This is a genomic window from Sandaracinobacteroides sp., assembly GCF_057137845.1.
In genome coordinates this window covers 1-23,261 of the sequence record NZ_DBNHFX010000039.1, presented here as the reverse complement: position 1 = coordinate 23,261, position 23,261 = coordinate 1, and the positions used below count along the sequence as shown (strand labels likewise).

The window sequence follows — 23,261 nt, the reverse complement described above, 5'->3', positions numbered from 1 at the left end:
TTCAACTGGTATCACGCGACGCTGATGGCGCCCTGCACCGACCTGCGCTTTGCCGAACATATCGGCGTCGAAACGCGCGGCACAAACACGCTGGACCGCTTCTCGACGCTGCTGGTCGGCCACCAGCGGTGCCAGATCACCTCGCTGGTGAAAAGCGATGCGCCGCCGGCCAGGGCGAAAAAGCAGACCTGAGGCCCGCGCGCGGCGGGAGCGCGCGGTTCAGGCCACTTCCAGCGCCACGGCCGTCGCTTCGCCGCCGCCGATGCACAGCGACGCGACACCCCGGCCGCCGCCGCGTCGCCGCAGCGCGTGAATCAGCGTGACGAGGATCCGCGCGCCCGACGCGCCGATCGGATGACCGAGTGCCGTCGCGCCGCCGTTCACGTTCACCTTGTCGTGCGGAAGCCCCAGTTCCTGCATCGCTACCATGGTGACGACGGCGAACGCCTCGTTCACTTCGAACAGGTCGGTGCCGCCGGTCGTCCATCCAAGCCGTTGCAGCAGCTTGCCGATCGCCGGAACCGGAGCGGTGGTGAACAGCGCCGGCTGCTGTGCGTGGGCCGCATGGCCGGCGATCGTCGCCAGCGGTACGAGGCCGCGCGCAGCGGCGGTGTCGCGCTGCATCAGCACCAGTGCTGCCGCACCGTCTGAGATCGAGCTGGAATTGGCCGCCGTCACCGTGCCGTCGGCGGCGAACGCCGGCTTCAGGTGCGGGATCTTTTCCGGCCGCGCCTTGCCCGGCTGCTCGTCGATCCGCACGTCTCCGGCTTTGGTGGTTACGTGGGTGATTTCGTCGGCGAAACTGCCGTCGTCGATCGCGCGTTTCGCCCGCGCCAGCGATTCCAGTGCGAACGCATCCTGTGCGGCGCGGGTGAACTGGAATGCACGGGCGGTTTCCTCGGCGAAGGTGCCCATGGCGCGCCCCGGTTCATAGGCGTCCTCGAGGCCGTCAAGGAACATGTGGTCGAGGACGCGGCCGTGCCCCATCCGATAACCGCCGCGCGCCTTGGGCAGCAGATAGGGGGCGTTGGTCATGCTTTCCATGCCGCCCGCCGCGATGATGGCGGCTGATCCCGCCTTCAGCGCATCGTGCGCGTCGATCACGGCCTTCATGCCCGAACCGCACATCTTGTTGACGGTGACGCAGGCCGCGCCAAGATCCAGCCCGGCCTTCAGCGCCGCCTGCCGCGCCGGCGCCTGCCCCAGCCCCGCCGGCAGCACGCAGCCCATCACCACCTGCTCGACGTCGGCGGGGCCGAGGTTTGCATCGGCGACCGCCGCCGACAGCGCCGCCGCGCCCAGTTCGGGGGCGGTGACGTCGCGGAAGTCGCCTTGAAAGCCGCCCATCGGGGTGCGGCGGGCCGAGACGATGACGATATCGGTTCCGGAACTCATCGGACGAGCTTTCCTGCTGGTTTGATACGGACATGCCGCAGGCCATGACGGCCCGCAAGATTGGCGGAAACGCCGGATACCGTCGGCGACACCAGCGACCAGCCGATCGGCTGCACCAGCCCGATCGCGGCGCCGTCGTCGGCCCAGAGCTTTTCTGCCGCCGCCAGCATCGCCATCCGCGTCGCCAGCGTCGGCGCTTTCCAGCTTTCGGCCACCAGCTTGTCGGCTTCGGGCAGGCAAATGCCCTGACGGTTGCGGTTGCAGAGGTTGGGCAGCAGAAACGGCAGCGGCGAATCGGCCTTCGTGTCGCGGCGCAGGATAGCGAGATCGAAATCCCCCTCGCGCACTGCCTTCTGGTGAGCGGACTGGCTGCGCCGGGCAAGGCGCAGGTCGATGCCGATCGCCGCGATGTCGGGGGCGATCGCTTCGACGAGCCGCGCTTGGGCCGGGCTGTCCGAGATCGCGACCGTCAGCACCGGCCGGCCGGCGTCGGCTGCCCGCGCCGACTGCTTCAGTGCGTCGGCGACCAGATGGCTTGCTTCCAGTTGGCGCGAGGCAAAGGGAAGGGCGGCCCAGTCCGGCTGCGGGGGTGCGTATCCGGCGATGTTGCGGGGAGAGAGCGCCAGCACCGGCGCGGCCGCCTGCGTGCCGAAAAAGCTTTGGGCCAGCGTCTCGCGGTTGATCGCCAGTTGCAGGGCGCGGCGCACGCCGGGCAGGCCAAGCAGCGGGTGCCGCCGGTTGACGAGCAGCGACAGCGTTGCCCGGCGTCCTTCGAGAAGCAGGGCATCGCGTTTCGCCGTCACCCGCGCGTCGGCCAGCCCGTCCAGCCCGCCGCCGATCACCAGATCGGTTTCGCCGCGATTGAAGCGGCGGATCGCTTCGTCGGCGCCGGTTGGTTGCAGTTCGGCCGCCGCCAGCGCCACGTCGGCGGCGGAATGAAAACCGGCGTTTCGTTGCAACAGGGTGAATTCCCGGCCCGCCGTTCCCTGTTTCGGTTCGCGGCGCTGGACGGTTGCGGTGAACGGCCCGGCGACGGCGCCGCGCTTTTGCGCGCGCACCCCCAGTTGCGGCACCGACAGCAGTTCCAGCAGTTCCGGCTGCGGAGTGGACAGTTCGATTTCGACGATCGGTTCCAGTGGCGAGGAAACTTCGGTGACGCCTGCCAGCAGGTCGCGCATCTGCTGCCCGGCGCGCCCCGACCGTGCAGCCTCGATCGCGGCGACAGCGTCGGCGGCGGTGACGGTTTCGTCGTCGGTGAAATGGGCCGGGCGCAGCCGCAGGACGATGGAAAGCCCGTCTTCCGAGATGCGCCAGCTTCGTGCCAGCCCGGCGATGACATTGCCCTGTGCATCGAGCGCCGTCAGCGTGGCCGCCGTCGATTCGGCGGTGATGGCGCGGGCGGCATCGGCATCGGGCGCATCGACCCTGAGCGGCGCTTCGTCGGCCGCGCCCGGGCCGCAGGCTGCCAGCAGCGCCAGCGCCACGAGGGAAAGAAATGTCTTCGCCTTGCCCATGCCGGTAATCCCGTTCGCGCAAAGATTGGCCGCTGGCAAGCTTCACGCGGGCTGTTATGAGGAACCGCATGGCTGCAATTTCCGACGATATCGCCGGTCTGGTAGGCGGAACGCCGCTGGTCAGGCTGAAAGGCCCATCCGAACGCACCGGCTGCGACATCTACGGCAAGTGCGAATTCATGAACCCCGGCGGCTCGGTGAAGGATCGGGCCGCGCTGTTCATCCTGCGCGACGCCGAGGAATCCGGCCTGCTGCAACCGGGCGGCACCATCGTCGAGGGGACGGCGGGCAACACCGGCATCGGCTTTGCCGTGATCGGCCGGGCGCTTGGCTATCATACCGTCATCGTCATGCCGGAAACCCAGAGCCAGGAAAAAAAGGACGCATTGCGCGCGCTGGGCGCCGAACTGGTGCTGGTTCCGGCGACGAGCTATGCCAATCCGGGCCATTATGTGCATGTGTCACGCCGTCTGGCGGCGGAAACTCCGGGCGCGGTCTGGGCGAACCAGTTCGACAATACGGCAAACCGGCTTGCCCACATCAAGACCACCGCGCCGGAAATCGTCGATGCGCTGGGCGGCAGGCTGGATGGCTTCATCTGCGCTGCGGGCACCGGCGGAACGGTGGCGGGCGTCGGCATGGGCCTGAAGGAGGCGCTGCCGGATGTCGTCGTCGGGCTGGCTGATCCGGATGGTGCGGCGCTGTTCGGCTGGTTCACCAGCGGCGAACTGAAGGCCGAAGGCAGCAGTGTTGCCGAAGGCATCGGCCAGAGCAGGATCACCGCCAATCTGGAAGGCGCGCCGATCGATGTGGCGTTCCGGGTGCCCGACGCCGAAGCCTTCCCGATCCTGCACGAACTGATGGCGCGCGACGGGCTGCATCTTGGCCTTTCCAGTGCGATCAACGTCGCCGGGGCAGAGCGGCTTGCCCGCCATCTGGGGCCGGGAAAGCGCATCGTCACCATCCTGTGCGACAATGGCAGCCGCTATCTGTCGACGATCTGGAACGGCGAATGGCTTGCGGCGCGCGGCCTGCCGATACCCGCCTGGTATGGTGAATAGCGGGCTGCCGCTCGACTTTCGGCACCGGTGTTGCTAGATGTGGGGCATGGATCGTGTGCGGATTGGCCTGACGGGCCTCGGCGCTGTCTTCCTGCTGACTCTTGGCACCTCGTTGGTGTTTGGCAATCCGGCGGGGAACAAGCCGGCAGCAGAAAGCCGCAAGGAGCCGGGTGAGCCCCTGGCGCAACTTGGCGTGGCGCCGGGCAGCGACAAGCTGGAACAGGCGCTGCCGAACGGCGATATGGCAAAGCCCGACGACCGGGCCGAAGATGATGCACCGGATGTGCAGGGTTCCGGTATGTCGGGGCCGGGCGCCATGAAGGAAAGCCCGGTCGGCGCGGCGCACCAGCATTCAGCGGCTGATCTGCCTGTCGCCATCTGACCATCGGGAGCGTTCGTGAATACCCGCCGGATCGTGCTTGCGCTGTTGTCGCTGTCGTTTCTGTTGTTCGGATTTCTGGCCTGGCAGAATGTGCACGGGCAGCAGAAGCTGCTGCCGCCGTTCGACCCCGCCGCTGTGGCGCGCATCGAACTGGAACATGGTGACGACGCCCTGCTGCTGGTGCGGGATGCGGCAGACGGCGCATGGGAGATCCGGTCGGCGGCGGATGCGCCGGCTGATCCTGCGCGGATCGCGGCGATGTTGCGCCAGCTTTCGAAACTGTCGGGAAGCCCGGTCGGGCCGGGGGTTGCGGCGCCTGCCGGGGCGGCTGTCGAAGTGCGGCTGATCGACGCCAAGGGGGCAATCATCGCCGGGGGCGAATTGCGCGCCGGCGAAGCGCGGGCGCTGCCAGACGGGCCACGGCTGAAGATCGAGCGGGCACCGGCACTGCCATTGTGGCCTTCGGCCTGGTCGAACCTGCAACCGCCCCGCATCGAGGCCGGGCAGGTGGCGAAGGTGGAACGCCTGACCCATGACGGGCTGGTGGCGCTGGACGATTCAAAAGCCGCGCGCGTTGCGAAACTGCTGGCGGGCCTGTCGTCGACGGGGTTCGTTCCCGGCACTGAAGTTGACTGGCGGGGCGCTGCGATGCTGCGCGTGACGATGGCGGACGGCACATCGATCGATCTTGCGCAAGTACCTGACGGGGAAGGGCGGTTTTTCCTGCGACTCGCATCGGACACGCGCGCCGATGTGCGGGAATCGCGGCGGCTGGCGTTCGTGGTGCAGGAGGCGCTGCCATGACCGAAGTTTCAAACAGACTTATCCACAGGCTATTGTTGCCGGGTGTGGAAATCACCAATTTGAAAAACGGAAGATATTTCAGTCTATTGCGACGAATGATCCGATTGCGCCCATAAAAGCCCATTGAATACCCATGAAAGCCCATGCTATCCCTTTTCCACAGGGATCGGCATGCGGCTGGCCGCTGGTTGAAGGCACCCCCTCCGCCTTGACCGGACGCCCGCGCAAGACCGGCCCCGAAAACGAGGGGAACCGTCATTCGCGCCTATTTTTCAGGGACATATGTGAACGGAGTCGATGCAAAAAATCGGCTGTCCGTTCCTGCGTCCCTGCGCGAGACGATCGAAGCGCGCAGCCAGGTCCGCGCCATTGTCCTTAGCCCGGCGGAACATGCGCCCTGCCTGATCGGCTATGACATCAGCTATTTCGCGCGCATCGAAGCCCGGCTGGAAAAGGAATTCGAGCAGGATTTCGGCCCCGGCCGCAGCGGCAAGGCGCGGATGCTGTTCGCGATGGCCGAGCAACTGAAATACGACGACACCGGCCGGATCATCCTGACACCCACCCTGCGTGATGCCGGCGAACTTGGTGCGCAGGCGCTGTTTCTTGGCGCGGGCGACTATTTCGAACTCTGGTCGCCGGACCTGCTGCTGGCGCAGGCCGATATCGATCCCCGCATGGCGCGCGCCGTGCGTTCGCTGCTGGCGGGCAAATCCTGATGCCGGCGGCGCCCGAAGCGGCCCGGTCGCATGTGCCGGTCATGCTGGACGAAGTGATGGCGGCGCTTGCCGTCGCGCCCGGCGACCATGTCGTCGACGGGACGTTCGGCGGCGGCGGCTATTCGGCGGCAGCGCTTGCGGCCGGCGCCCGGGTGAGTGGCTTCGACCGCGATCCCCGCGCCGTCGCCCGTGCGCAGCCGATGGTGGCAGCCTCGGAGGGCAGGCTGCGGGTGATCGCCCGGCCGTTTGCCGCCATGGCCGAAGAACTTGGCCCGGCGTCGGCGGATGCGATTGCGCTCGATCTTGGCTATTCCTCGATCCAGATGGACGATCCGGCCTATGGCCTGTCGTTTCAGGCCGACGGGCCGCTGGACATGCGGCTTTCGGGCGACGGCGAAAGCGCCGCCGACTTTCTGAACAACGCCGACGAAGCTGAAATCGCTGACGTGCTGTTCCATTATGGCGAAGAGCCAGCGGCACGCCGCATCGCCCGTGCGATCGTCGCCGACCGGCCGATCAACAGCACGGCGGAACTGGCGGGCCTCGTGCGGCGGGTGGTCCGGGCCGGGAAGGGCAGCCGTGCGGCGGAAAAGCGCGATCCTGCAACCCGCAGCTTTCAGGCGATCCGCATTCGCGTGAACGACGAACTGGGTGAACTGGAACGCGGGCTTGCGGCGGCCGAGGCCGTGCTGAAGCCCGGCGGGCGACTGGCGGTCGTCAGCTTTCACAGCCTCGAGGATCGAATCGTCAAGCGGTTCATGGCGGAACGGTCGGGCAGCCTGCCGTCCGGGTCGCGACACATGCCGCAGCAGGATGCAGGCCTCGCGGCGTTCGAGCGCCCGGCCAAGGCCAGGCGCCCCGGCGACCGCGAAGTGCAGATGAACCCGCGCGCACGATCGGCGACGCTGCGGGTTGCGCGCCGCCGGGCGGGCGAATGTGAACATCAGGGAAAACGGCAGGGACCGACAGGCCGGGAGGAAGCGAAATGACACGCCGGACGCGGATGGCAGGGGATGCGGCAGGCATCGTCGCGCCGGGCACGGCAGCGCGCCGGACATGGGCCTCGACCGCGTGGCTGGTTGCTGGCACCATCGTCGTATCGGTGACGAGCTACAGCCTGTCGCTCAGGGTCGCCTCCGAGCGGCGCGAAGTCGAGCGGCTGGAGCGCGGCAACGAGGCGTTGGCCTCGAAGCTGAAGGCGATGGACGGCGAATTGCGCGTTCGCATGCGGCTGCCGCAATTGCAGCGCTGGAACGACCGGGTGCTTGGGCTGGTGCCGATCAGCGCCACCCAGTTCCTCGATTCGCCGGTAAGGCTGGCAAACTACGGCAAGGCGCTGGAGGGGGAAACGCCGCTGCCCCGCCCGCAACTGGCCGTGCGTGATCTGGCCCCGGCGGCCCCGCACGCCGTGCAGCCGCAACTGGTGAGTGCGCCGCAGGCGATCCGTCCCGAGCCATCGCGCCCGGTGGTCGTGCAGACGGTTTCGCGGCCCGCCGAAGCGGCGACCGACGAACTGGTGCGGCAGGTGGAAATGACGCTGGCTGCGCCGCCCGGCCCCAATCCCTGAGCCATGAGCCAGACCGCCCCCGCCCGCTCGCAGATCCGCCTTCCCGGTCATCGCCAGATGGCCATGGGCGTCGCGCGGCAGCGGCTGGCGGTCGGGATTCTGCTGTTGTGCGCATTCACGCTGCTGATCGGTGGCAGGCTGATGGAACTGTCGCTGTTCGACGGGCCGATCCGTCATGCCGGTGCGGCGGCTGCATCGCCGCGCCTGCGCGCCGACATCGTCGACCGCAACGGCCAGACGCTTGCAACCAGCTTCGAGGCCTATGCGCTGGCCGCGCGCCCCTATGACATCGTCGGCGACAAGGAGTCGCTGGTTACAAAGCTTGCGGCCATCCTGCCCGAGCGCGACCCCGACCTCATTCGCGCAGCGCTGAACCATCACGGCAAGTTCCGCTATATCACCCGGCGCATCCTGCCGGATCAGGCGGAAGCAATCCGTCGCATGGGGGAACCGGGCCTCACGCTGGAACGCGAGGCCGAGCGGCTTTATCCCAACGTCGGTCTGGCCGCACATCTGGTTGGTTTTACCGGTATCGACGGCCGCGGCGAGGCCGGGATCGAGCGGGCGTTCGAAGAGCGGCTGACGGATCCGGCGCTGCGGCGGACGCCGCTGGCGCTGTCGATCGATTCGCGTGTGCAGCAGGCGCTGGAAAGCGAGCTTGCAGCGCAGATGAACCTGCAACAGGCAAGCGGCGCCGCGGGTGTGGTGATCGACGTGCATACCGGCGAAGTGCTTGGTCTGGCGTCGTTGCCGGCCTACGACATCAACCGCCCCGGCGGGCTGACCGGCATGCCGAGCCACATGAACCGCGCGACGCTTGGCGTGTATGAACTTGGCTCTACCTTCAAGGCCTTCACTATCGCCATGGCGATCGACAGCGGCGCAGTCACCAGCCTTGCCGAACGCTTCCCGACGACGCCGATCGCCATCGGCCGCTATCGCATTTCCGACAGCCACCCCAAGGGCTATCCTTTGTCGGTGCCGGAAGTGCTGATCTATTCGTCGAACGTCGGGACGGCGCGCATGGCCGAGCGCATCGGCCGCGAGCGGCAGGAAGGCTTTCTGCGCCGCCTCGGCCTGATGGATCGCGCGCCCGGCGAACTGAAGGAAGCGGGGCGCCCGCTGGCGCCCCCGCACGACAACTGGGGCCTTTCCAGTGTGATGACCGTCGGGTTCGGGCATGGCATCGCGGTGACGCCTCTGCATCTTGCCAGTGCTTACGCCACGCTGGTGAACGGCGGCGTGCATCACCCCGCCACCTTCCTGAAGGTGGCCGATCGCGACAAGGTGCCCGGCAATCGCGTGTTCAGCGCCCATGCCTCGAAGATGGTGAACGGGATGTTGCGGCTGGCCGTCCTCGATGGCACCGGGCGCAAGGCGGATGCCGAAGGGTATCGCGTCGGCGGCAAGACCGGGACCGCCGAAAAAGTGCTGACGGACGGGCGCGGCTATGACAAGCGCCGCAACATCACCACCTTTGCCGGGGCATTCCCGATGGACAACCCGCGCTATGTGGTGGTTGCGATGATCGATGATCCGACGGTTGGATCGCGGATGGCGGGTTCGGTTGCCGGGCCGGTGTTCCAGAAGGTGGTGAACCGGATTGCTCCGGTGTTGAACGTCGCCCCGGACGTGACGGGCGCATCCGAGCCTGACCTGTTCCCGTTCGAGGGCCTTTATACCCCGCGCGATGCGAAGCGCGATCCGAATGCCGTGCGCAGGGCGGCGGCTGCCGGAATGCCGGTGCCCGGAATCCCGGTACCCGGAATGCCCGCACAATGACCGACCAACTGGCATCCATCATGGGCCGCATCACCGGCTTTGCGATCGACCATCGCAAGGTGGCGGCGGGCAATGTGTTCGGCGCGTTCCGGGGCGAACGCTTCGACGGCGAAACGGTGATCGCCGACGCCGTGCGCGCCGGTGCGATCGCAGTCGTCGCCCGGCCCGAGGCGAAGGTTTCGGGGGCGCTGCACATCGCCGCCGACGAGCCGCGCAAGGCGTTTGCTGCACTTGCGGCCGATTTCTTCGGGCCGTTCCCCGATGTGACGGTTGCCATCACCGGCACCAACGGCAAGACTTCGACTGCGGAAATATGCCGCCAGCTCTGGCACATGGCGGGTGAACGTGCAGCCAGCATTGGCACGCTGGGCGTGACCACCTCGGGCGAGCAGGTGAAGGCCGGTTCCGGCGGGCTGACGACGCCCGATGTCGTGACCTTCCTGTCGAATGCCGCCGGGCTTGCGCGCGAGGGCGTCACGCATCTCGCCTTTGAGGCAAGTTCGCACGGGCTTTCGCAATACCGGACCGAAGGGCTGCCGGTGAAGGCGGCCGCGTTCACCAACCTGACCCGCGACCATCTGGACTATCACCAGACGATGGAGGCCTATTTCGAGGCCAAGCTGAGGTTGTTCACCGAAGTGGTGGAACCGGACGGCGTGGCGATCGTCTGGCTGGACCGGCAGGCGGCGGGCGCTGAATATAACCAGCGCGTGATCGAGGCAGCGCGCGCGCGCGGGCTGAAGCTGCTGACGGTCGGCCCCGATGGCGACGATGTCCGGCTGCTGAAGCGTGTGCCGACCCTGCTGGGGCAGGCGCTGACCGTGGCTGCCTTCGGCGCCGAGCGCCAGGTGACGCTGCCGCTGATCGGCGGCTATCAGGCGGCGAATGCGCTGGTTGCGGCAGCACTGGTGGTGGCAACCGGCAATGATCCCAAGCGGACCTTTGCCTCGCTTGGGCGTATCTCTCCGGTGCGCGGCCGCCTTGAGCGGGCGACGCTGACGCCTTCGGGGGCGCCGGTCTATGTCGATTACGCCCATACGCCCGACGCGCTGGAAGCGGCAATCGCCGCGCTGCGCCCGCATACCGCGAACCGGCTGATCCTGCTGTTCGGCTGCGGCGGCGACCGGGATCGCGGCAAGCGGCCGGAAATGGGCCGCATCGGCGCGGCGGAAGCCGACCTTGTGTTCGTGACCGATGACAATCCCCGCAGCGAAGATCCGGCGGCAATCCGGGCGGAAATCATGGCGGCGGCGACCGGCGCCACCGAAATCGCCGGCCGGGCGCAGGCGATTGCCGCAGCACTGGCCGCCGCCCACGAAGGCGACGTGGTGCTGCTGGCGGGCAAGGGCCACGAGCAGGGCCAGATCATCGGATCGGAAGTTCTGCCTTTCGACGACGCACAGGTGGCGCGCGACGCAGCAGGGCGACTGGAATGAGCGCGCCCCTGTGGAGCGGCGCCGAAATCGCCGCAGCAACCGGAGGGGCGCTATCCCGCCCGTTCGAGGCGGACGGCGTGACGTTCGACAGCCGCGAGGTGGCGGGCGGCGAACTGTTCGTGGCGCTGCGCGGCGCAAACGCCGACGGCCATGCCTATGTCGGGCAGGCTGCCGCGCGCGGCGCCGCCGGGTTTCTGGTGGAACAAGCTGTCGCCGAACCGCATGTTCTGGTGCCAGACAGCTTGGCGGCCCTGCGCACGCTGGGCCAGGCGGCGCGCGCGCGCATGGGCGGCACCGTCGTCGGGGTGACGGGAAGCGTCGGCAAGACCGGCACCAAGGAAGCCCTGCGCGCCGCCTTCGAGCGCATGGCGCCGGATGCGACCCACGCCTCGGTCAAGAGTTACAACAACCATACCGGCGTCCCCCTGAGCCTTGCCAGAATGCCGCGCGACAGCCGCTGGGGCGTGTTCGAAATGGGGATGAACCACCCCGGAGAGATCGCCGACCTGACCCGTCTCGTCCGCCCGCACGTCGCGGTGGTGACATGGGTTGCCAATGCCCATGTCGAGCATTTCGAAGAGGGCGAAACCGGGATCGCCCGCGCCAAGGCGGAAATCTTCGAAGGGGTGGAAAAGGGCGGCACCGCAGTCTGGCCGGCGGACAATCCGCATGGCCCGCTGCTGGCCGCCGCGGCCGCAGGGCTTGGCCTTGCGCAACTGAGTTTCGGGTGGAAGACCGATGCCGACGTTCGCGTGATCCGCGCGGACGTCGGCCCTTCCGGCACCGAACTTCAGGCCGATGTTGCAGGCGAAGAACTGCATTGCCGTATCGGCATGGCGGGGCGCCACTGGGTGAACAACGCACTGGCCGTGCTGGCGGCGGTGAAGGCGGCGGGCGGTGATCTGGCGGAGGCCGGGCTGGCACTTGCCGCGCTTTCCGATCTTCCGGGCCGTGGCGCCCGGTTCGAGGCCGAGGCCGCAGGCGGCTCCGCGCTGGTGATCGACGAAAGCTACAACGCCAACCCGGTTTCGATGGCGGCGGCCCTTGCGGTATTGCGCGACACCCCGGCGAGGCGCCGAGTCGCGATTCTGGGGGCGATGCGCGAACTGGGCGGGGCGACTGCCGATCTGCATGCAGCACTGGCCGCACCCATTGCCGAAACCGGCATCACCGAGCTTGCGCTGGTCGGCGCGGAAATGCAGGCGCTGAAGGTGGACGGCGCAGTGCATCTGCCCGATGCCGCCGCCGCGCAGGACTGGGTGCGGGCGCAGCTTCAGGCCGGTGACGTGCTGTTGGTGAAGGGATCGAATTCGGTGGGTCTGGGCAGGCTGATTGCTGCACTGCGGGAGGGTCGTTCATGATCTTCCATCTTGCGGAATGGCTGGGGTTTCCGGGCGTATTCAACGTGGTGCGCTACCTGACGTTCCGCTCGGGTGCTGCATTGATGACGGCGCTGCTGATCGGGCTGCTGATCGGACCGCGCTTCATCGCCTGGCTGAAGGTCAACCAGGGCAAGGGCCAGCCGATCCGCGCCGACGGGCCGCAAAGCCACATCGTCACCAAAACCGGCACGCCCACCATGGGCGGCCTGAAGATCCTGATTTCGATGACCATTTCCACGCTGTTGTGGATGGAGTGGGATAAGCCGTTCGTGTGGACGGCGCTGGTCGTGACGCTGGGCTTCGGGGCGAGCGGGTTTCTCGATGATTATGCCAAGGTCACCCGGCGGTCGTCGGCGGGTGTTTCCGGGCGGGTGCGGCTGCTGGCCGAGTTCCTGATCGCCGGGATCGCGGCCTATTATGCCTCGCGCCATTCGGGAACGACGCTGTTCTTCCCCTTCCTGAAGGATGCTGGCCTCGATCTGGGGCTGTTCTACGTGGTGTTCGGCGCCATCGTGATCGTTGGTGCGGGCAATGCCGTCAACCTGACGGACGGACTGGACGGGCTGGCGACGATGCCGGTCATCATCGCCGCCATGAGCTACGGCGCGATTGCCTATCTGGTCGGGAACGCGGTGTTTGCCGGCTATCTGGGTGTCCACCATGTGCCCGGATCAGGGGAACTGATCGTGTTCGTCGGCGCGCTGGTCGGCGCCTGCCTTGCGTTCCTGTGGTTCAATGCCCCGCCTGCTGCGGTGTTCATGGGCGACACCGGCAGTCTGGCGCTGGGCGGCGCGATCGGCACCATCGCGGTCATCACCCACCACGAGCTGGTGCTGGTGGTGGTCGGCGGGCTGTTCGTGCTGGAGGCGGTTTCCGTCATCGTGCAGGTGGCGAGCTTCAAGCTGACCGGCAAGCGCGTGTTCAAGATGGCGCCCATCCACCACCATTTCGAACAGTTGGGCTGGCCGGAATCGACCGTGGTGATCCGCTTCTGGATCATCTCGATCGTGCTGGCGCTCTCCGGCCTCTCGACGCTGAAGCTGCGCTGATGCTGGCGGCCCCCTCTCTCTCGGGCAAGCGGTTTGCGGTCTATGGCCTCGCGCGCACCGGGCTTTCGGTGCTGCGCTTCCTCGAACGGTCAGGCGCGGGCGCCATCGCGTGGGACGAAGCCGCGCCGCAGCGCGAGGTGGCCCGCGCGGTGATGCCGGGCGTCATGCTGGCGGATCTTGCCGATGCCGAACTTGCCGGGCTGGATGGCCTGATCGTTTCGCCGGGCGTTCCGCTGAACCGGCACCCGCTGGCGATGCGCGCGCGGGCGGCGGGGGTTCCCATTCTGGGCGACATCGAACTGTTCCAGATCGCGCGCCCGGCAATCCCGTCCCACAAGCTGGTGACGGTGACGGGCACCAACGGCAAATCAACGACGACGGCGCTTGTCCAGCATCTGCTGGCGTCGGCCGGGCAGGAGGCGCGGCTTGGCGGCAATATCGGCCTGCCGATCCTCGACCAGCAACCGCTGTGCGCGGGCGGCGTCTATGTGCTGGAGCTTTCCAGCTATCAGATCGACCTCTGCACGACGCTGGCGGCCGATGTCGCGATTTACACCAACCTGACGCCAGACCATCTGGACCGTTATGGCGGCATCGAAGGCTATGCGGCGTCGAAGGCGCGGCTGTTCGCGATGCAGCACGCAGGCGCGGCGGCGGTGATCGCCTGCGACGATGGCTATACGCGCGCGGCAGCCGCAGCGCTGCCGGATGGTGTGCGCCTGATCGCGGTTTCCGCTGCCGACATCGCGGCGCAGGATCAGCAGCGCTGGCCGGCGCTTGGCGGTCCGCACAATGCGCAGAACGTTGCCTGTGCGGCAGCCGCGGTGCGGCTGCTGGGGCTGACGGATGCCGCGATCGAACAGGGGCTGCGCAGCTTTCCGGGCCTTGCGCACCGGATGCAGGTGGTCGGCAATGTGAACGGCGTGCGCTATGTGAACGACAGCAAGGCAACCAACCCGACCAGCGTTGCACCCGCATTGCAGGCCTTTCCGGCGATCCACTGGATCCTTGGCGGGCAGGCGAAAACCGCCGAGCTGGACGCCTGTCTGCCGTATCTGGCGAACGTGCGCACCGCCTATGTGATCGGCGAAGCCGGGCCGCTGTTTCAGGAAATCCTGAACCCGCATGTGCCGGTCGTGCATGCGGGCACGCTTGCGGCGGCGGTTGCGGCGGCGGCGGCGAATGCCCGCACCGGGGAAACGGTGCTGCTTTCGCCGGCCTGTGCCTCGTTTGATCAGTTCCGCGACTTTGAAGCGCGCGGCGACGCATTTCTTGCCGAAGTGGAAAGGCTGAGACCATGAAGCTTGGACCGCTCACCCTTTCCTTTGGCCGGGCTGACCGCAACTTCCTTGCGCGCTGGTTCTGGACCATCGACCGCCCGCTGCTGGGGTTGCTGCTGGTCTTGATCGGCGCCGGGTTGATCGCGGTTGCGGCCGCATCTCCGGCGGCTGCGCTGCGGTTGTCGGATGGCAATACGAAGATTGCGCCGCTGTTCTTTCTGCAGCGGCAGTTGCTGTGGGTGGCGGCCGGTCTGCCGCTGATGGTTGGCGTGTCCATGCTGACCAAGGACGGCGCGCGCCGGTTCGCCCTTGGCGGCTGTGCGCTGTTTTTCCTGCTGCTGTGCCTGGTGCCGGCGATTGGCGTCGAAACCAACGGCGCCCATCGCTGGATCCAGTTGCCCGGCTTCCAGTTGCAGCCGATCGAGTTTCTGAAGCCGTTCTTCGTGGTGAGCACGGCCTGGCTGTTCGCCATGCGCTTCGAGGACCGGTCGCTGCCGGTGATCCAGGTGGGGCTGGTGCCGCTGGCATTGATCGTCGGGCTGCTGGTGCTGCAACCTGATTTCGGCCAGTCGGCGCTGGTGATCGCGGTGTGGCTGGTGCAGGCGGTGCTGGCCGGCCTGCCGCTGTTGTGGCTGGCGGCGGCGATCCTTGCAGGGATCGGCGGGCTGGTGCTGGCCTATCAGTTCGAACCGCATATCCGTAACCGGATCGACGGCTATCTGCACGGCGAGGGCGACACCTATCAGGTGGACCGGGCGCTGGACTGCTTTCGTTCGGGTGGCCTCTATGGCACCGGACCGGGCGAGGGGGTGGCGAAATTCCGCCTGCCGGAAGCGCAGACCGACTATATTTTTTCCGTCATCGGCGAGGAATTCGGCGCCATCGCCTGCTTCGCATTGGCATTACTATATCTTGCGATCGTGCTGCGTGTTCTGCTACAAATGCTGGATGAAGACGATCCCTTCACGCTGATTGCGGCGACGGGGCTCGTTGCGCAATTCGGGGGTCAGGCGCTCATCAACATGAGTGTGAATCTGGCATTGGCACCATCCAAGGGAATGACCCTGCCGCTGGTCAGCCACGGCGGGTCGAGCCTGCTTGCGACTGCGATCGCCATGGGGCTGCTGCTGTCGGTGACGCGCCGCAACCGCTACCTGAAGGCCAGCCCCTATCTGCAACCGGGGGCGCTGCCGGCATGACGCTGTCCGTCCTCATCGCAGCGGGCGGAACCGGCGGGCACATGGTGCCGGCCCATGCCCTTGCCGACGAGCTGCAACGGCGCGGCCACAAGGTGACGCTGCTGACCGACGAGCGCGGGCTCAGGTTTCCGGGCCTGTTCGAGAAAACACCCCGGCATGTGCTGGAAAGCGCAACCGCCAGCGGGATGAATCCGGTTGGCTGGGCGCGTGCGGCGTTCGCGATCGGCCGGGGCCGGGCTGCCGGGCGCCGGATCGCACGCGAGGCCGGTGCGTCGGCGGTGGTCGGCTTTGGCGGCTATCCCTCGCTTCCCGGTATTCTGGCCGGTGTTTCGTTGGGCCTGCCCAGCGTGCTGCACGAACAGAATGCCGTGCTGGGCCGGGTGAACCGGCGGTTGCAGGGGCGGGTTTCGGCGGTCGCCCTGTCGTATCAGCGCACCGCCGGGCTGTCGGCCGTCGGCGAAGGCAAGGCAAGGCTTACAGGCAATCCGGTGCGGGCGGAAATCCTTGCCGCACGAGAGGCTGGCTTTGCTGCGCCCGCTGGCACGGAGCCGTTCCGCCTGCTGGTGACGGGCGGCAGCCAGGGAGCAAGAATCCTGTCGGCCCTGTTGCCCGAGGCACTGGCCAAGCTGCCGGAACCGCAGCGCAAGCGGCTGAAGGTCGTGCATCAGGCGCGGGCCGAAGATCTGTCGGCAGCAGCGCTTGCCTACAAGGCAGCCGGAGTGGACGCCGAGTGCCTGCCCTATCTGGTGGATTTTCCGAAGTATCTGGCGGATGCGCATCTGGTGGTGGCGCGTGCCGGCGCATCGACCATGGCCGAACTGACGGCCGCCGGCCGGCCGGCGATCCTGATCCCGTTCGCCGCCGCAACCGACGATCACCAGACGGAAAATGCAGCCGCATTCGTGGCGGTCGGCGCCGGTTTCCTGTTGCAGGAAGCGCAGGCTTCAGCCGCAGCTGTGGCCGGGCTGATCGCCGGATTCCTTGAATCGCCCGAAGCCCTTGCGGCGGCCGCCGCTGCCGCCCGTGCGCTTGGCGTGCCCGATGCCGCAGCGCGCCTTGCCGACCTCGTCGAGCGGGAGGTGGCGTCGGCATGAGCAGCTTCAACAGTCCCGGCGGCGGGGCCGCCTTCAACAATCCCGGCGGCGGGGCCGCCTTCAACAATAAAGTCGGACCGATCCACTTCGTCGGCATTGGCGGCATCGGCATGTCGGGCATTGCCGAAGTGATGGCGAATCTTGGGTTCACGGTGCAGGGTTCGGACATTGCGGAAGGCTATGTCGTGCAGGGCCTGCGCGACCGGGGTATCGCGGTGCACATCGGCCATCGCGCGGAAAATCTGGGCGATGCCGCAGTCGTCGTGGTGTCGACCGCCATTCGCCGGGGCAATCCGGAAGTCGATCTGGCGCTGGAACGGCGCATCCCGGTCGTGCGCCGTGCGGAAATGCTGGCCGAACTGATGCGCCTGAAGTCGACGGTCTGCGTTGCGGGAACCCACGGCAAGACGACGACGACGTCGATGGTTGCCGCGCTGCTGGACGGCGGCGGGCTGGACCCGACCGTCATCAACGGCGGCATCATCAACAGCTATGGATCGAACGCCCGGCTTGGCGACGGCGAGTGGATGGTGGTGGAAGCCGACGAATCCGACGGCAGCTTTCTGCGGCTGCCGCCGACGCTGGCCGTCGTCACCAACATCGATCCGGAACATCTCGATCATTATGGCGATTTCGAAGTCGCGAAGTCGGCGTTCCGCAGCTTCATCCAGAAGGTGCCCTTCTATGGCGCGGCGGTGCTGTGCCTCGACCATCCGGAAGTGCAGGCGATGATCCCCTCCGTCTCGGACCGGCGCATCATCACCTACGGTTTTGCCGGGCAGGCGGATGTGCGCGGCGACCGGGTGGAACCGGTTCCGGGCGGCAATCGCTTCGATGTGACGCTGCGCACCTTCGGTACCGACGAACGGCGGTATGAAGGCCTGGTTCTGCCGATGCCGGGCCGCCATAATGTGCTGAACGCGCTGGCGGCCGTTGCGGTGGCAGACCAGTTGGGCATCGGCGAACAGCAGATCCGCGACGGGTTCGCCCGGTTTGGCGGCGTCAAGCGGCGATTCACCAAGGCCGGTGAAGTGGCGATCGCGGGCGGCGATCCCGTCACCATCATCGACGATTACGGCCACCATCCGGTCGAGGTGCGTGCGGTGCTGGCGGCGGCCCGCGAAGGCGCGCGGGCGAAGGTGATCGCCGTGGTGCAGCCGCATCGCTATACCCGCCTGCGCGACCTGTTCGAGGAATGGCGCAGCGCCTTCAACGATGCCGATACGGTGGTGCTGGCCCCGGTCTATGCCGCAGGCGAGCCGCCGATCGAGGGCGTTTCCCACGAGACGCTGGCCGACGCGCTGCGGCGGTCCGGGCACAGGCAGGTGCTGACGATTTCCGGCGAGGCAGAGCTTGCCCCGACCATTGCGCCGCTGCTGGGCAGCGGCGACATGGTGATCTGCCTTGGCGCGGGCGACATCACCAAATGGGCGGCGGCCCTTGCGCCGCGCCTGTCGGCGGCGGGCGTCGGATGATGGCCGCCGCTGCCGCCACCCGCAACCTTCCCCGCGTGCACGGGCGGCTGATTGCCGACGCGCCGCTGGCGCCGCTTGTCTGGTTCAAGGCGGGCGGTCCGGCGCAATGGCTGTTCGAGCCGCGCGACGCCGACGATCTGGCGGCGTTCCTTGGCGCGCTCGATGCCGATGTGCCGGTGATGGCGCTGGGGCTTGGATCGAACCTGATCGTGCGCGATGGCGGCGTGCCGGGCGTGGTGGTGCGGCTGGGCAAGCCGTTTGCGGCCATCAGGGCGCTGGGCGATGGCGCGCTGTATTGCGGCGGCGGGGCTTCGGGCATTGCGGTTTCGTCGGCGGCGCGTGATGCGGCTGTTGCCGGCCTTGAATTTCTGCGCGGCATTCCCGGCACCGTCGGTGGCTTTGTGCGCATGAACGGCGGCGCCTATGGCCGCGAAGTCGCGGATGTCCTTGTTTCGTGCGAGGTGGTCTTGCGGTCGGGCAGGCAGCAGACGCTTGCAGCGTCGGAACTGGCCTACAGCTACCGGCACAGCGCGCTTGCCGACGACACCATCGTCGTTGCCGCGACCTTTCGCGGACAGCCCGGCGATCGTGCTGAAATCCAGGCAGAGATGGACCGCATCGCCGCCGCGCGCGAGGCGACGCAGCCACTGCGGACGCGGACCGGCGGATCGACGTTCAAGAACCCGCCCGGCAACAAGGCGTGGAAGCTGGTCGATGAATCCGGCTGTCGGGGCCTTCGCGTCGGCGGCGCGCAGGTAAGCGAAAAGCACGCGAACTTTCTGCTGAACACCGGCGACGCCACCGCCGCCGACATCGAGGCGCTGGGCGAGGAAGTGCGCCGCCGCGTGCTGGCGCATACCGGCGTCGGGCTGGAGTGGGAAATCCGCCGCGTGGGGGTGCCGTCATGCGGGTGACGGTGCTGATGGGCGGCTGGTCTGCCGAGCGCGAGGTGAGCCTGGTTTCCGGCGCAGGCATTGCCGCCGCCGCGCGCGCACTGGGCCATGCCGTGACCGAACTGGACATGGGCAAAAGCCCGGTCGACGGCGCGACTTTGGCCGACCGGCTGCTGGCGACGGCACCCGACGTGGTGTTCAATGCCCTGCACGGAACGCCGGGCGAAGACGGCACGGTGCAGGGCCTGATGGACCTGCTGGGCCTTCGCTATACGCATTCGGGCGTTGCAGCTTCTGCAGTGGCGATCGACAAGCAACTGACGAAAAAGCTGCTGGTGCCCGCCGGCGTACGCATGCCCGAGGGGCAGGTGGTGCAAAGTACCAGCCTGTTCGAAGCTGATCCGCTGCCGCGCCCCTATGTGCTGAAGCCGGTGAACGAGGGGTCGTCGGTCGGGGTGGCGATCATCACCGCCCAGTCGGGCCACGGCCAGCCGATCCGGCGGGATGCGCCCGGTCCCTGGGCGGATTTTGCCGAACTGCTGGCCGAACCGTTCGTCGCCGGGCTGGAACTGACGGTTGCCGTGCTTGAGGATGCAGCGACGGCGGTGCCAGAAGCGCTGGCCGTCACCGAACTGAAGCCCAATTCCGGCTTTTACGACTATGAGGCGAAATACACCGAGGGCAAAACCGTGCATGTCTGCCCCGCCGAAATCCCGGCCGAGGTAACGCAAATGGCGCTTGCACAGGCCGAGCTTGCCCATCGGGTGCTGGGCTGTCGTGGCGTGTCACGCGCGGATTTTCGCTATGATCCGGCGCAAGGGGCGGATGGCCTCTATCTGCTGGAAGTGAATACGCAGCCGGGGATGACGCCGCTCAGCCTCGTTCCTGAACAGGCGCGGGCGCGCGGCATCGGCTATGAAATACTGGTCGGGCGGCTGATCGAAAGGGCCGCATCATGAGCGGCCGGCCCGGAAAGCAGCGCCCTGCGGCGAAGCCGGTCGCGGTGCCGGTTGCGCCGCGCACGGCGTGGCGGCTGATCGGTTCGGTGCTGACGGTGCTGGTGATCGGTGGTGCGGTTACCTGGGCGATTGCGGCGCGCGTGCCGGAAAAGGCGATGATGGCGGCTGCGACCACCGGTTCGGCTGCCGGGTTTTCCGTCCGGCAGGTAGATATCAGCGGCGCGACGCATCAGCCCCGGCTGTCGATCTATCGGGAAGTGCTGCACGGCGGCAGCGATTCCATGTGGCTGATCGATCTGGGCGACACGCGCGCGCGTTTGCAGGAACTGCCGTGGGTGAAGGATGTCAGCATCCAGCGCCGCTGGCCCGACCGGCTGGACGTCAGGGTGACGGAACGCCGGCCGGCGGCGCTGTGGCAGCAGCACGGCCACATGAAACTGATCGACGCCGAGGGGGCGGTGCTGCCGGTCGATGATCTGGTGCCATTTTCCGGGCTGCCGCTGGTGGTGGGCGCAGGCGCGCGCCATGAAGCGGCGGGCCTTTTGCACCTGATGGCAGCCGAGCCGAAGATCGCCGGCCAGATGGAGTCCGCGCAGTGGATCGGCGGCCGCCGCTGGGACGTCCGGCTGAAGAGCGGCGAGACGCTGTCGCTGCCGGAAGGCCCGGCTGCGCGGGCGGCACTTGCGCGCTTTGCCGAAATCAACCGCACGACGCCGCTGCTGGGGCGCGGCTTCGTCCGCATCGACATGCGTATTCCCGACAAGATGGTGGTGCGCGTAGGCGGCGAACCCGGTGCGGTGGCGCGGCCGCGCCCTGAATCGCGCCCACCTGAACCGCGCCCGCCGGTTGCAGTCGTGCCGCAGGCGCCGGCGTTGCAGCCAGCGCCGCCCGTGATCGGGCAACAACCGGCAAACGTCGCACTGGCGGCGCCGCGCGCGACGGGGGTGCGGATCTGATGGCGGTCGCTGCCCTTAATCCCGCGCAACTGCTGAAGCCGCGTGCCGAACGGGTGATCGCGGCGCTCGATGTCGGCTCGTCGAAGGTGGCGGCGCTGGTTGCCATGGCCGACGGCGAAGGCGTGCCGCGCGTGATCGGCGCCGGGCTGCGGGCTTCGAACGGGCTGAAGCGCGGCTTGATTGCCGACATGGCGAAGGCGGAAAGCGCAATCCGCGCTGCGATGGCGCAGGCCGAGAAGGCCGCCGGCGTGGAAATCGAAAGCGTGATCGTCAACCTGTCGGCCGGCGGCCTTGCCAGCGATGTGACGACGGTCGAGATCGATATCGCCGGGCACCGTATTTCGGAAGAGGACATGAACGCGCTGCTGTCGGCCGGGCGCGCCCGGATCGACGAAACGATCAGCCGCGCCGAGCGCTCGACGCTGCATGCGGAACCGACGCTCTATAGCGTCGACGGGCTGGACGGCGTCACCAATCCGCGCGGCTTCCACGCCAACCGGCTGGCGGTCGACATTCACGTCCTGACGGCTGCCACGCCGCCCTGCCGCAACCTCGATCTGGCGGTGCGCAACGCGCATCTGAACGTCGAATCGATCGTCGCCTCGGGGGTTGCAGCCTCGCTCAGCGTGCTGGGAGAGGAGGAGCGCGAACTGGGCGTTGCCGTCGTCGAGATCGGCGCCGGCGTCACGACGGTTGCCGTGCACGGCGGCGGAATGCTGGCGGGGCTTGCGTCGATCCCGATGGGGGCCGGCGACATCACCGCCGACATCGCCACCAGCTTTGCCACCCGGCGCTCGGCAGCCGAGCGGCTGAAGACGCTTTCGGGCGCCGCGACATCGGCCCCGCGCGACAATCACGACATGGTGGAAGTGCCGCCGCTGGACAGCGACGACGGGCAGGAAAGCCGCCGCATTCCGCGCGCCGAGCTGATCGCGGTCATCCGCGCCCGCCTCGACCGCATTTTCGCCGAAGTGGAATCGGCGCTGAAGGACATGGGCTTCACCGGCGCCGCCGGGCGGCAGGTGGTGCTGACGGGCGGCGGCGCGGAACTGCGCGGCATCGCCGATTTCGCGCAAGGGGCCTTGTCGCGCAATGTGCGGATCGGCCGTCCGCGCGGGCTTGCCGGCCTGCCCGAAGCCCAGTCCACTGCTGCCTATGCAACGCTTGCCGGGCTGGTGCTGCATGCCAGTAGGCCGCGCCTCGATCTTTCGCGCATGCCCTTGCGCACAAACCGCAAAGACCCGACAGCAGCGCAACCGCGCTCTGCTTTTGCCCGCCTGTTCGATCAATTGAAACGCCAGATCTGATGAGGGAGTCGACCCATGACCTTTGACTTCGTGCAACCCAACCTTGTGGAACTGAAACCCCGCATCAGCGTCATCGGCGTTGGTGGCGCTGGAGGCAACGCCGTCGCCAACATGATCAACGATGGCCTTGAAGGCGTCGATTTCGCCGTTGCCAACACCGACGCGCAGGCATTGCTGGCGTCGCCCGCGCAGACACGGATCCAGCTTGGCCTGAAGATCACGCAGGGCCTTGGCGCCGGTGCCCGCCCCGAGATCGGTGCCGCCGCCGCCGAAGAGGCGCTGAACGACATCGACCAGCTTCTGGATGGCGTGCACATGTGCTTCATCACCGCCGGCATGGGTGGCGGAACCGGCACCGGTGCGGCCCCGGTGGTTGCGCGTGCGGCACGCGAACGCGGTGTGCTGACGGTGGGCGTCGTCACCAAGCCGTTCGCCTTTGAAGGCGCCAAGCGGATGCGCGCCGCCGAGGAAGGTATCGCCGAACTGCAACGCCACGTCGATACGCTGATCGTGATCCCGAACCAGAACCTGTTTCTGATCGCCAACCAGCAGACCACGTTCAAGCAGGCATTCGCCATGGCCGACCAGGTGCTGAACCAGGGCGTTCGCGGCATCACCGACCTGATGATGCTGCCGGGTCTCATCAACCTCGACTTTGCCGATGTCCGCACCGTCATGAGCGAGATGGGCAAGGCGATGATGGGCACCGGCGAGGCCGAGGGCGACCGCCGCGCCATCGAAGCGGCGGAAAAGGCGATTTCCAACCCGCTGCTGGATGAAGTGTCGCTGCGCGGCGCCAAGGCTGTCATCATCAACATCACCGGCGGCGACGATCTGGGCCTGATGGAAGTCGAGGAAGCCGCCGGCCACATCCGCGAAATGGTGGATCCGGACGCCAACATCATCGTCGGCTCGGCCTTCAGCGACAGCCTGAACGGCAAGATGCGCGTGAGCGTGGTTGCAACCGGCATCGAGTCGGTGAAGGGCGCGCAACCGCAGGCGCCTGC

Annotated in this window: 22 protein-coding genes; 20 read left to right on the top strand and 2 right to left on the bottom strand. The window is 67.6% G+C overall.

Features of this window, described 5'->3' with window-relative positions:
* On the top strand, positions 1-192 hold a 192-nt coding region (locus AC16JP_RS01850; protein WP_484338897.1), incomplete at its 5' end, for a DUF6491 family protein.
* Positions 193-219: 27 nt separating this feature from the next.
* Here AC16JP_RS01850 and AC16JP_RS01845 read toward each other — a convergent pair.
* Positions 220-1,395, bottom strand: coding sequence for an acetyl-CoA C-acyltransferase (locus AC16JP_RS01845; RefSeq protein WP_484338896.1), 1,176 nt, complete (start codon positions 1,393-1,395; stop codon positions 220-222).
* Positions 1,392-2,909, bottom strand: a complete 1,518-nt coding sequence (locus AC16JP_RS01840; protein ID WP_484338895.1) for an ABC transporter substrate-binding protein — start codon at positions 2,907-2,909, stop codon at positions 1,392-1,394. The genes AC16JP_RS01845 and AC16JP_RS01840 overlap by 4 nt, the downstream gene beginning before the upstream one ends.
* 68 nt (positions 2,910-2,977) lie before the next feature.
* On the opposite strand from AC16JP_RS01840, the gene AC16JP_RS01835 reads away from it, so the two are divergent.
* From AC16JP_RS01835 to ftsZ, 19 genes are all read left to right on the top strand, one after another.
* Complete coding sequence (locus AC16JP_RS01835) at positions 2,978-3,970, top strand: cysteine synthase A (protein WP_484338894.1); 993 nt, start codon at positions 2,978-2,980, stop codon at positions 3,968-3,970.
* 46 nt (positions 3,971-4,016) lie between these two features.
* Positions 4,017-4,352, top strand: a complete 336-nt coding sequence (locus AC16JP_RS01830) for a hypothetical protein (protein WP_484338893.1) — start codon at positions 4,017-4,019, stop codon at positions 4,350-4,352.
* Positions 4,353-4,367: 15 nt separating this feature from the next.
* Positions 4,368-5,156 (top strand): hypothetical protein, encoded by a 789-nt coding sequence (locus AC16JP_RS01825; protein WP_484338892.1) that lies wholly within the window; start codon positions 4,368-4,370, stop codon positions 5,154-5,156.
* Positions 5,157-5,413: 257 nt separating this feature from the next.
* Positions 5,414-5,875, top strand: coding sequence for a division/cell wall cluster transcriptional repressor MraZ (locus AC16JP_RS01820; protein WP_484338898.1), 462 nt, complete (start codon positions 5,414-5,416; stop codon positions 5,873-5,875).
* On the top strand, positions 5,875-6,864 hold the full coding sequence (rsmH, locus tag AC16JP_RS01815) for a 16S rRNA (cytosine(1402)-N(4))-methyltransferase RsmH (RefSeq protein ID WP_484338891.1): 990 nt from the start codon (positions 5,875-5,877) through the stop codon (positions 6,862-6,864). The genes AC16JP_RS01820 and rsmH overlap by 1 nt, the downstream gene beginning before the upstream one ends.
* Positions 6,861-7,442, top strand: a complete 582-nt coding sequence (locus AC16JP_RS01810) for a hypothetical protein (protein ID WP_484338890.1) — start codon at positions 6,861-6,863, stop codon at positions 7,440-7,442. Before rsmH ends, AC16JP_RS01810 begins: the two co-directional genes overlap by 4 nt.
* 3 nt (positions 7,443-7,445) lie before the next feature.
* Positions 7,446-9,224: a peptidoglycan D,D-transpeptidase FtsI family protein gene (locus AC16JP_RS01805; protein ID WP_484338889.1), complete on the top strand. Its 1,779-nt coding sequence runs from the start codon at positions 7,446-7,448 to the stop codon at positions 9,222-9,224.
* Complete coding sequence (locus AC16JP_RS01800; protein WP_484338888.1) at positions 9,221-10,660, top strand: UDP-N-acetylmuramoyl-L-alanyl-D-glutamate--2,6-diaminopimelate ligase; 1,440 nt, start codon at positions 9,221-9,223, stop codon at positions 10,658-10,660. Before AC16JP_RS01805 ends, AC16JP_RS01800 begins: the two co-directional genes overlap by 4 nt.
* Positions 10,657-12,021, top strand: a complete 1,365-nt coding sequence (locus AC16JP_RS01795) for a UDP-N-acetylmuramoyl-tripeptide--D-alanyl-D-alanine ligase (RefSeq protein ID WP_484338887.1) — start codon at positions 10,657-10,659, stop codon at positions 12,019-12,021. The genes AC16JP_RS01800 and AC16JP_RS01795 overlap by 4 nt, the downstream gene beginning before the upstream one ends.
* The gene (mraY, locus tag AC16JP_RS01790) at positions 12,018-13,091 is read left to right on the top strand and encodes a phospho-N-acetylmuramoyl-pentapeptide-transferase (protein ID WP_484338886.1); all 1,074 of its coding nucleotides are present in this window, start codon (positions 12,018-12,020) and stop codon (positions 13,089-13,091) included. Before AC16JP_RS01795 ends, mraY begins: the two co-directional genes overlap by 4 nt.
* The gene (murD, locus tag AC16JP_RS01785; protein ID WP_484338885.1) at positions 13,091-14,392 is read left to right on the top strand and encodes a UDP-N-acetylmuramoyl-L-alanine--D-glutamate ligase; all 1,302 of its coding nucleotides are present in this window, start codon (positions 13,091-13,093) and stop codon (positions 14,390-14,392) included. The genes mraY and murD overlap by 1 nt, the downstream gene beginning before the upstream one ends.
* Positions 14,389-15,570 carry an FtsW/RodA/SpoVE family cell cycle protein gene (locus AC16JP_RS01780; RefSeq protein ID WP_484338884.1) on the top strand — a complete coding sequence of 394 codons (1,182 nt, stop codon included), beginning with the start codon at positions 14,389-14,391 and terminating at the stop codon, positions 15,568-15,570. Before murD ends, AC16JP_RS01780 begins: the two co-directional genes overlap by 4 nt.
* Positions 15,567-16,664: an undecaprenyldiphospho-muramoylpentapeptide beta-N-acetylglucosaminyltransferase gene (murG, locus tag AC16JP_RS01775; RefSeq protein WP_484338883.1), complete on the top strand. Its 1,098-nt coding sequence runs from the start codon at positions 15,567-15,569 to the stop codon at positions 16,662-16,664. The genes AC16JP_RS01780 and murG overlap by 4 nt, the downstream gene beginning before the upstream one ends.
* On the top strand, positions 16,661-18,139 hold the full coding sequence (gene murC / locus AC16JP_RS01770) for a UDP-N-acetylmuramate--L-alanine ligase (protein WP_484338882.1): 1,479 nt from the start codon (positions 16,661-16,663) through the stop codon (positions 18,137-18,139). Before murG ends, murC begins: the two co-directional genes overlap by 4 nt.
* A complete protein-coding gene (gene murB / locus AC16JP_RS01765; RefSeq protein WP_484338881.1) occupies positions 18,139-19,053 on the top strand; it encodes a UDP-N-acetylmuramate dehydrogenase in 915 nt (304 codons plus the stop codon). The genes murC and murB overlap by 1 nt, the downstream gene beginning before the upstream one ends.
* Entirely contained in the window at positions 19,044-19,991 is a 948-nt protein-coding gene (locus AC16JP_RS01760; RefSeq protein WP_484338880.1) for a D-alanine--D-alanine ligase, read from the top strand. Before murB ends, AC16JP_RS01760 begins: the two co-directional genes overlap by 10 nt.
* The gene (locus tag AC16JP_RS01755; RefSeq protein WP_484338879.1) at positions 19,988-20,947 is read left to right on the top strand and encodes a cell division protein FtsQ/DivIB; all 960 of its coding nucleotides are present in this window, start codon (positions 19,988-19,990) and stop codon (positions 20,945-20,947) included. The genes AC16JP_RS01760 and AC16JP_RS01755 overlap by 4 nt, the downstream gene beginning before the upstream one ends.
* Entirely contained in the window at positions 20,947-22,254 is a 1,308-nt protein-coding gene (ftsA, locus tag AC16JP_RS01750; protein ID WP_484338878.1) for a cell division protein FtsA, read from the top strand. The genes AC16JP_RS01755 and ftsA overlap by 1 nt, the downstream gene beginning before the upstream one ends.
* A 15-nt stretch (positions 22,255-22,269) precedes the next feature.
* Positions 22,270-23,261: cell division protein FtsZ (ftsZ, locus tag AC16JP_RS01745; RefSeq protein ID WP_484338877.1), on the top strand; the 992-nt coding region annotated here is incomplete at its 3' end.

Excerpts from the sequence above, each read along its gene's own strand:
- murB (WP_484338881.1), top strand. The coding sequence starts at position 18,139 with ATGGCCGCCGCTGCCGCCACCCGCAACCTTCCCCGCGTGCACGGGCGG.
- AC16JP_RS01830 (WP_484338893.1), top strand. The coding sequence starts at position 4,017 with ATGGATCGTGTGCGGATTGGCCTGACGGGCCTCGGCGCTGTCTTCCTG.
- murG (WP_484338883.1), top strand. The coding sequence starts at position 15,567 with ATGACGCTGTCCGTCCTCATCGCAGCGGGCGGAACCGGCGGGCACATG.
- AC16JP_RS01760 (WP_484338880.1), top strand. The coding sequence starts at position 19,044 with ATGCGGGTGACGGTGCTGATGGGCGGCTGGTCTGCCGAGCGCGAGGTG.
- AC16JP_RS01755 (WP_484338879.1), top strand. The coding sequence starts at position 19,988 with ATGAGCGGCCGGCCCGGAAAGCAGCGCCCTGCGGCGAAGCCGGTCGCG.
- mraY (WP_484338886.1), top strand. The coding sequence starts at position 12,018 with ATGATCTTCCATCTTGCGGAATGGCTGGGGTTTCCGGGCGTATTCAAC.
- AC16JP_RS01795 (WP_484338887.1), top strand. The coding sequence starts at position 10,657 with ATGAGCGCGCCCCTGTGGAGCGGCGCCGAAATCGCCGCAGCAACCGGA.
- AC16JP_RS01780 (WP_484338884.1), top strand. The coding sequence starts at position 14,389 with ATGAAGCTTGGACCGCTCACCCTTTCCTTTGGCCGGGCTGACCGCAAC.
- AC16JP_RS01840 (WP_484338895.1), bottom strand. The coding sequence starts at position 2,909 with ATGGGCAAGGCGAAGACATTTCTTTCCCTCGTGGCGCTGGCGCTGCTG.
- murD (WP_484338885.1), top strand. The coding sequence starts at position 13,091 with ATGCTGGCGGCCCCCTCTCTCTCGGGCAAGCGGTTTGCGGTCTATGGC.
- murC (WP_484338882.1), top strand. The coding sequence starts at position 16,661 with ATGAGCAGCTTCAACAGTCCCGGCGGCGGGGCCGCCTTCAACAATCCC.
- AC16JP_RS01810 (WP_484338890.1), top strand. The coding sequence starts at position 6,861 with ATGACACGCCGGACGCGGATGGCAGGGGATGCGGCAGGCATCGTCGCG.
- AC16JP_RS01835 (WP_484338894.1), top strand. The coding sequence starts at position 2,978 with ATGGCTGCAATTTCCGACGATATCGCCGGTCTGGTAGGCGGAACGCCG.
- AC16JP_RS01800 (WP_484338888.1), top strand. The coding sequence starts at position 9,221 with ATGACCGACCAACTGGCATCCATCATGGGCCGCATCACCGGCTTTGCG.
- ftsA (WP_484338878.1), top strand. The coding sequence starts at position 20,947 with ATGGCGGTCGCTGCCCTTAATCCCGCGCAACTGCTGAAGCCGCGTGCC.
- AC16JP_RS01845 (WP_484338896.1), bottom strand. The coding sequence starts at position 1,395 with ATGAGTTCCGGAACCGATATCGTCATCGTCTCGGCCCGCCGCACCCCG.
- AC16JP_RS01805 (WP_484338889.1), top strand. The coding sequence starts at position 7,446 with ATGAGCCAGACCGCCCCCGCCCGCTCGCAGATCCGCCTTCCCGGTCAT.
- rsmH (WP_484338891.1), top strand. The coding sequence starts at position 5,875 with ATGCCGGCGGCGCCCGAAGCGGCCCGGTCGCATGTGCCGGTCATGCTG.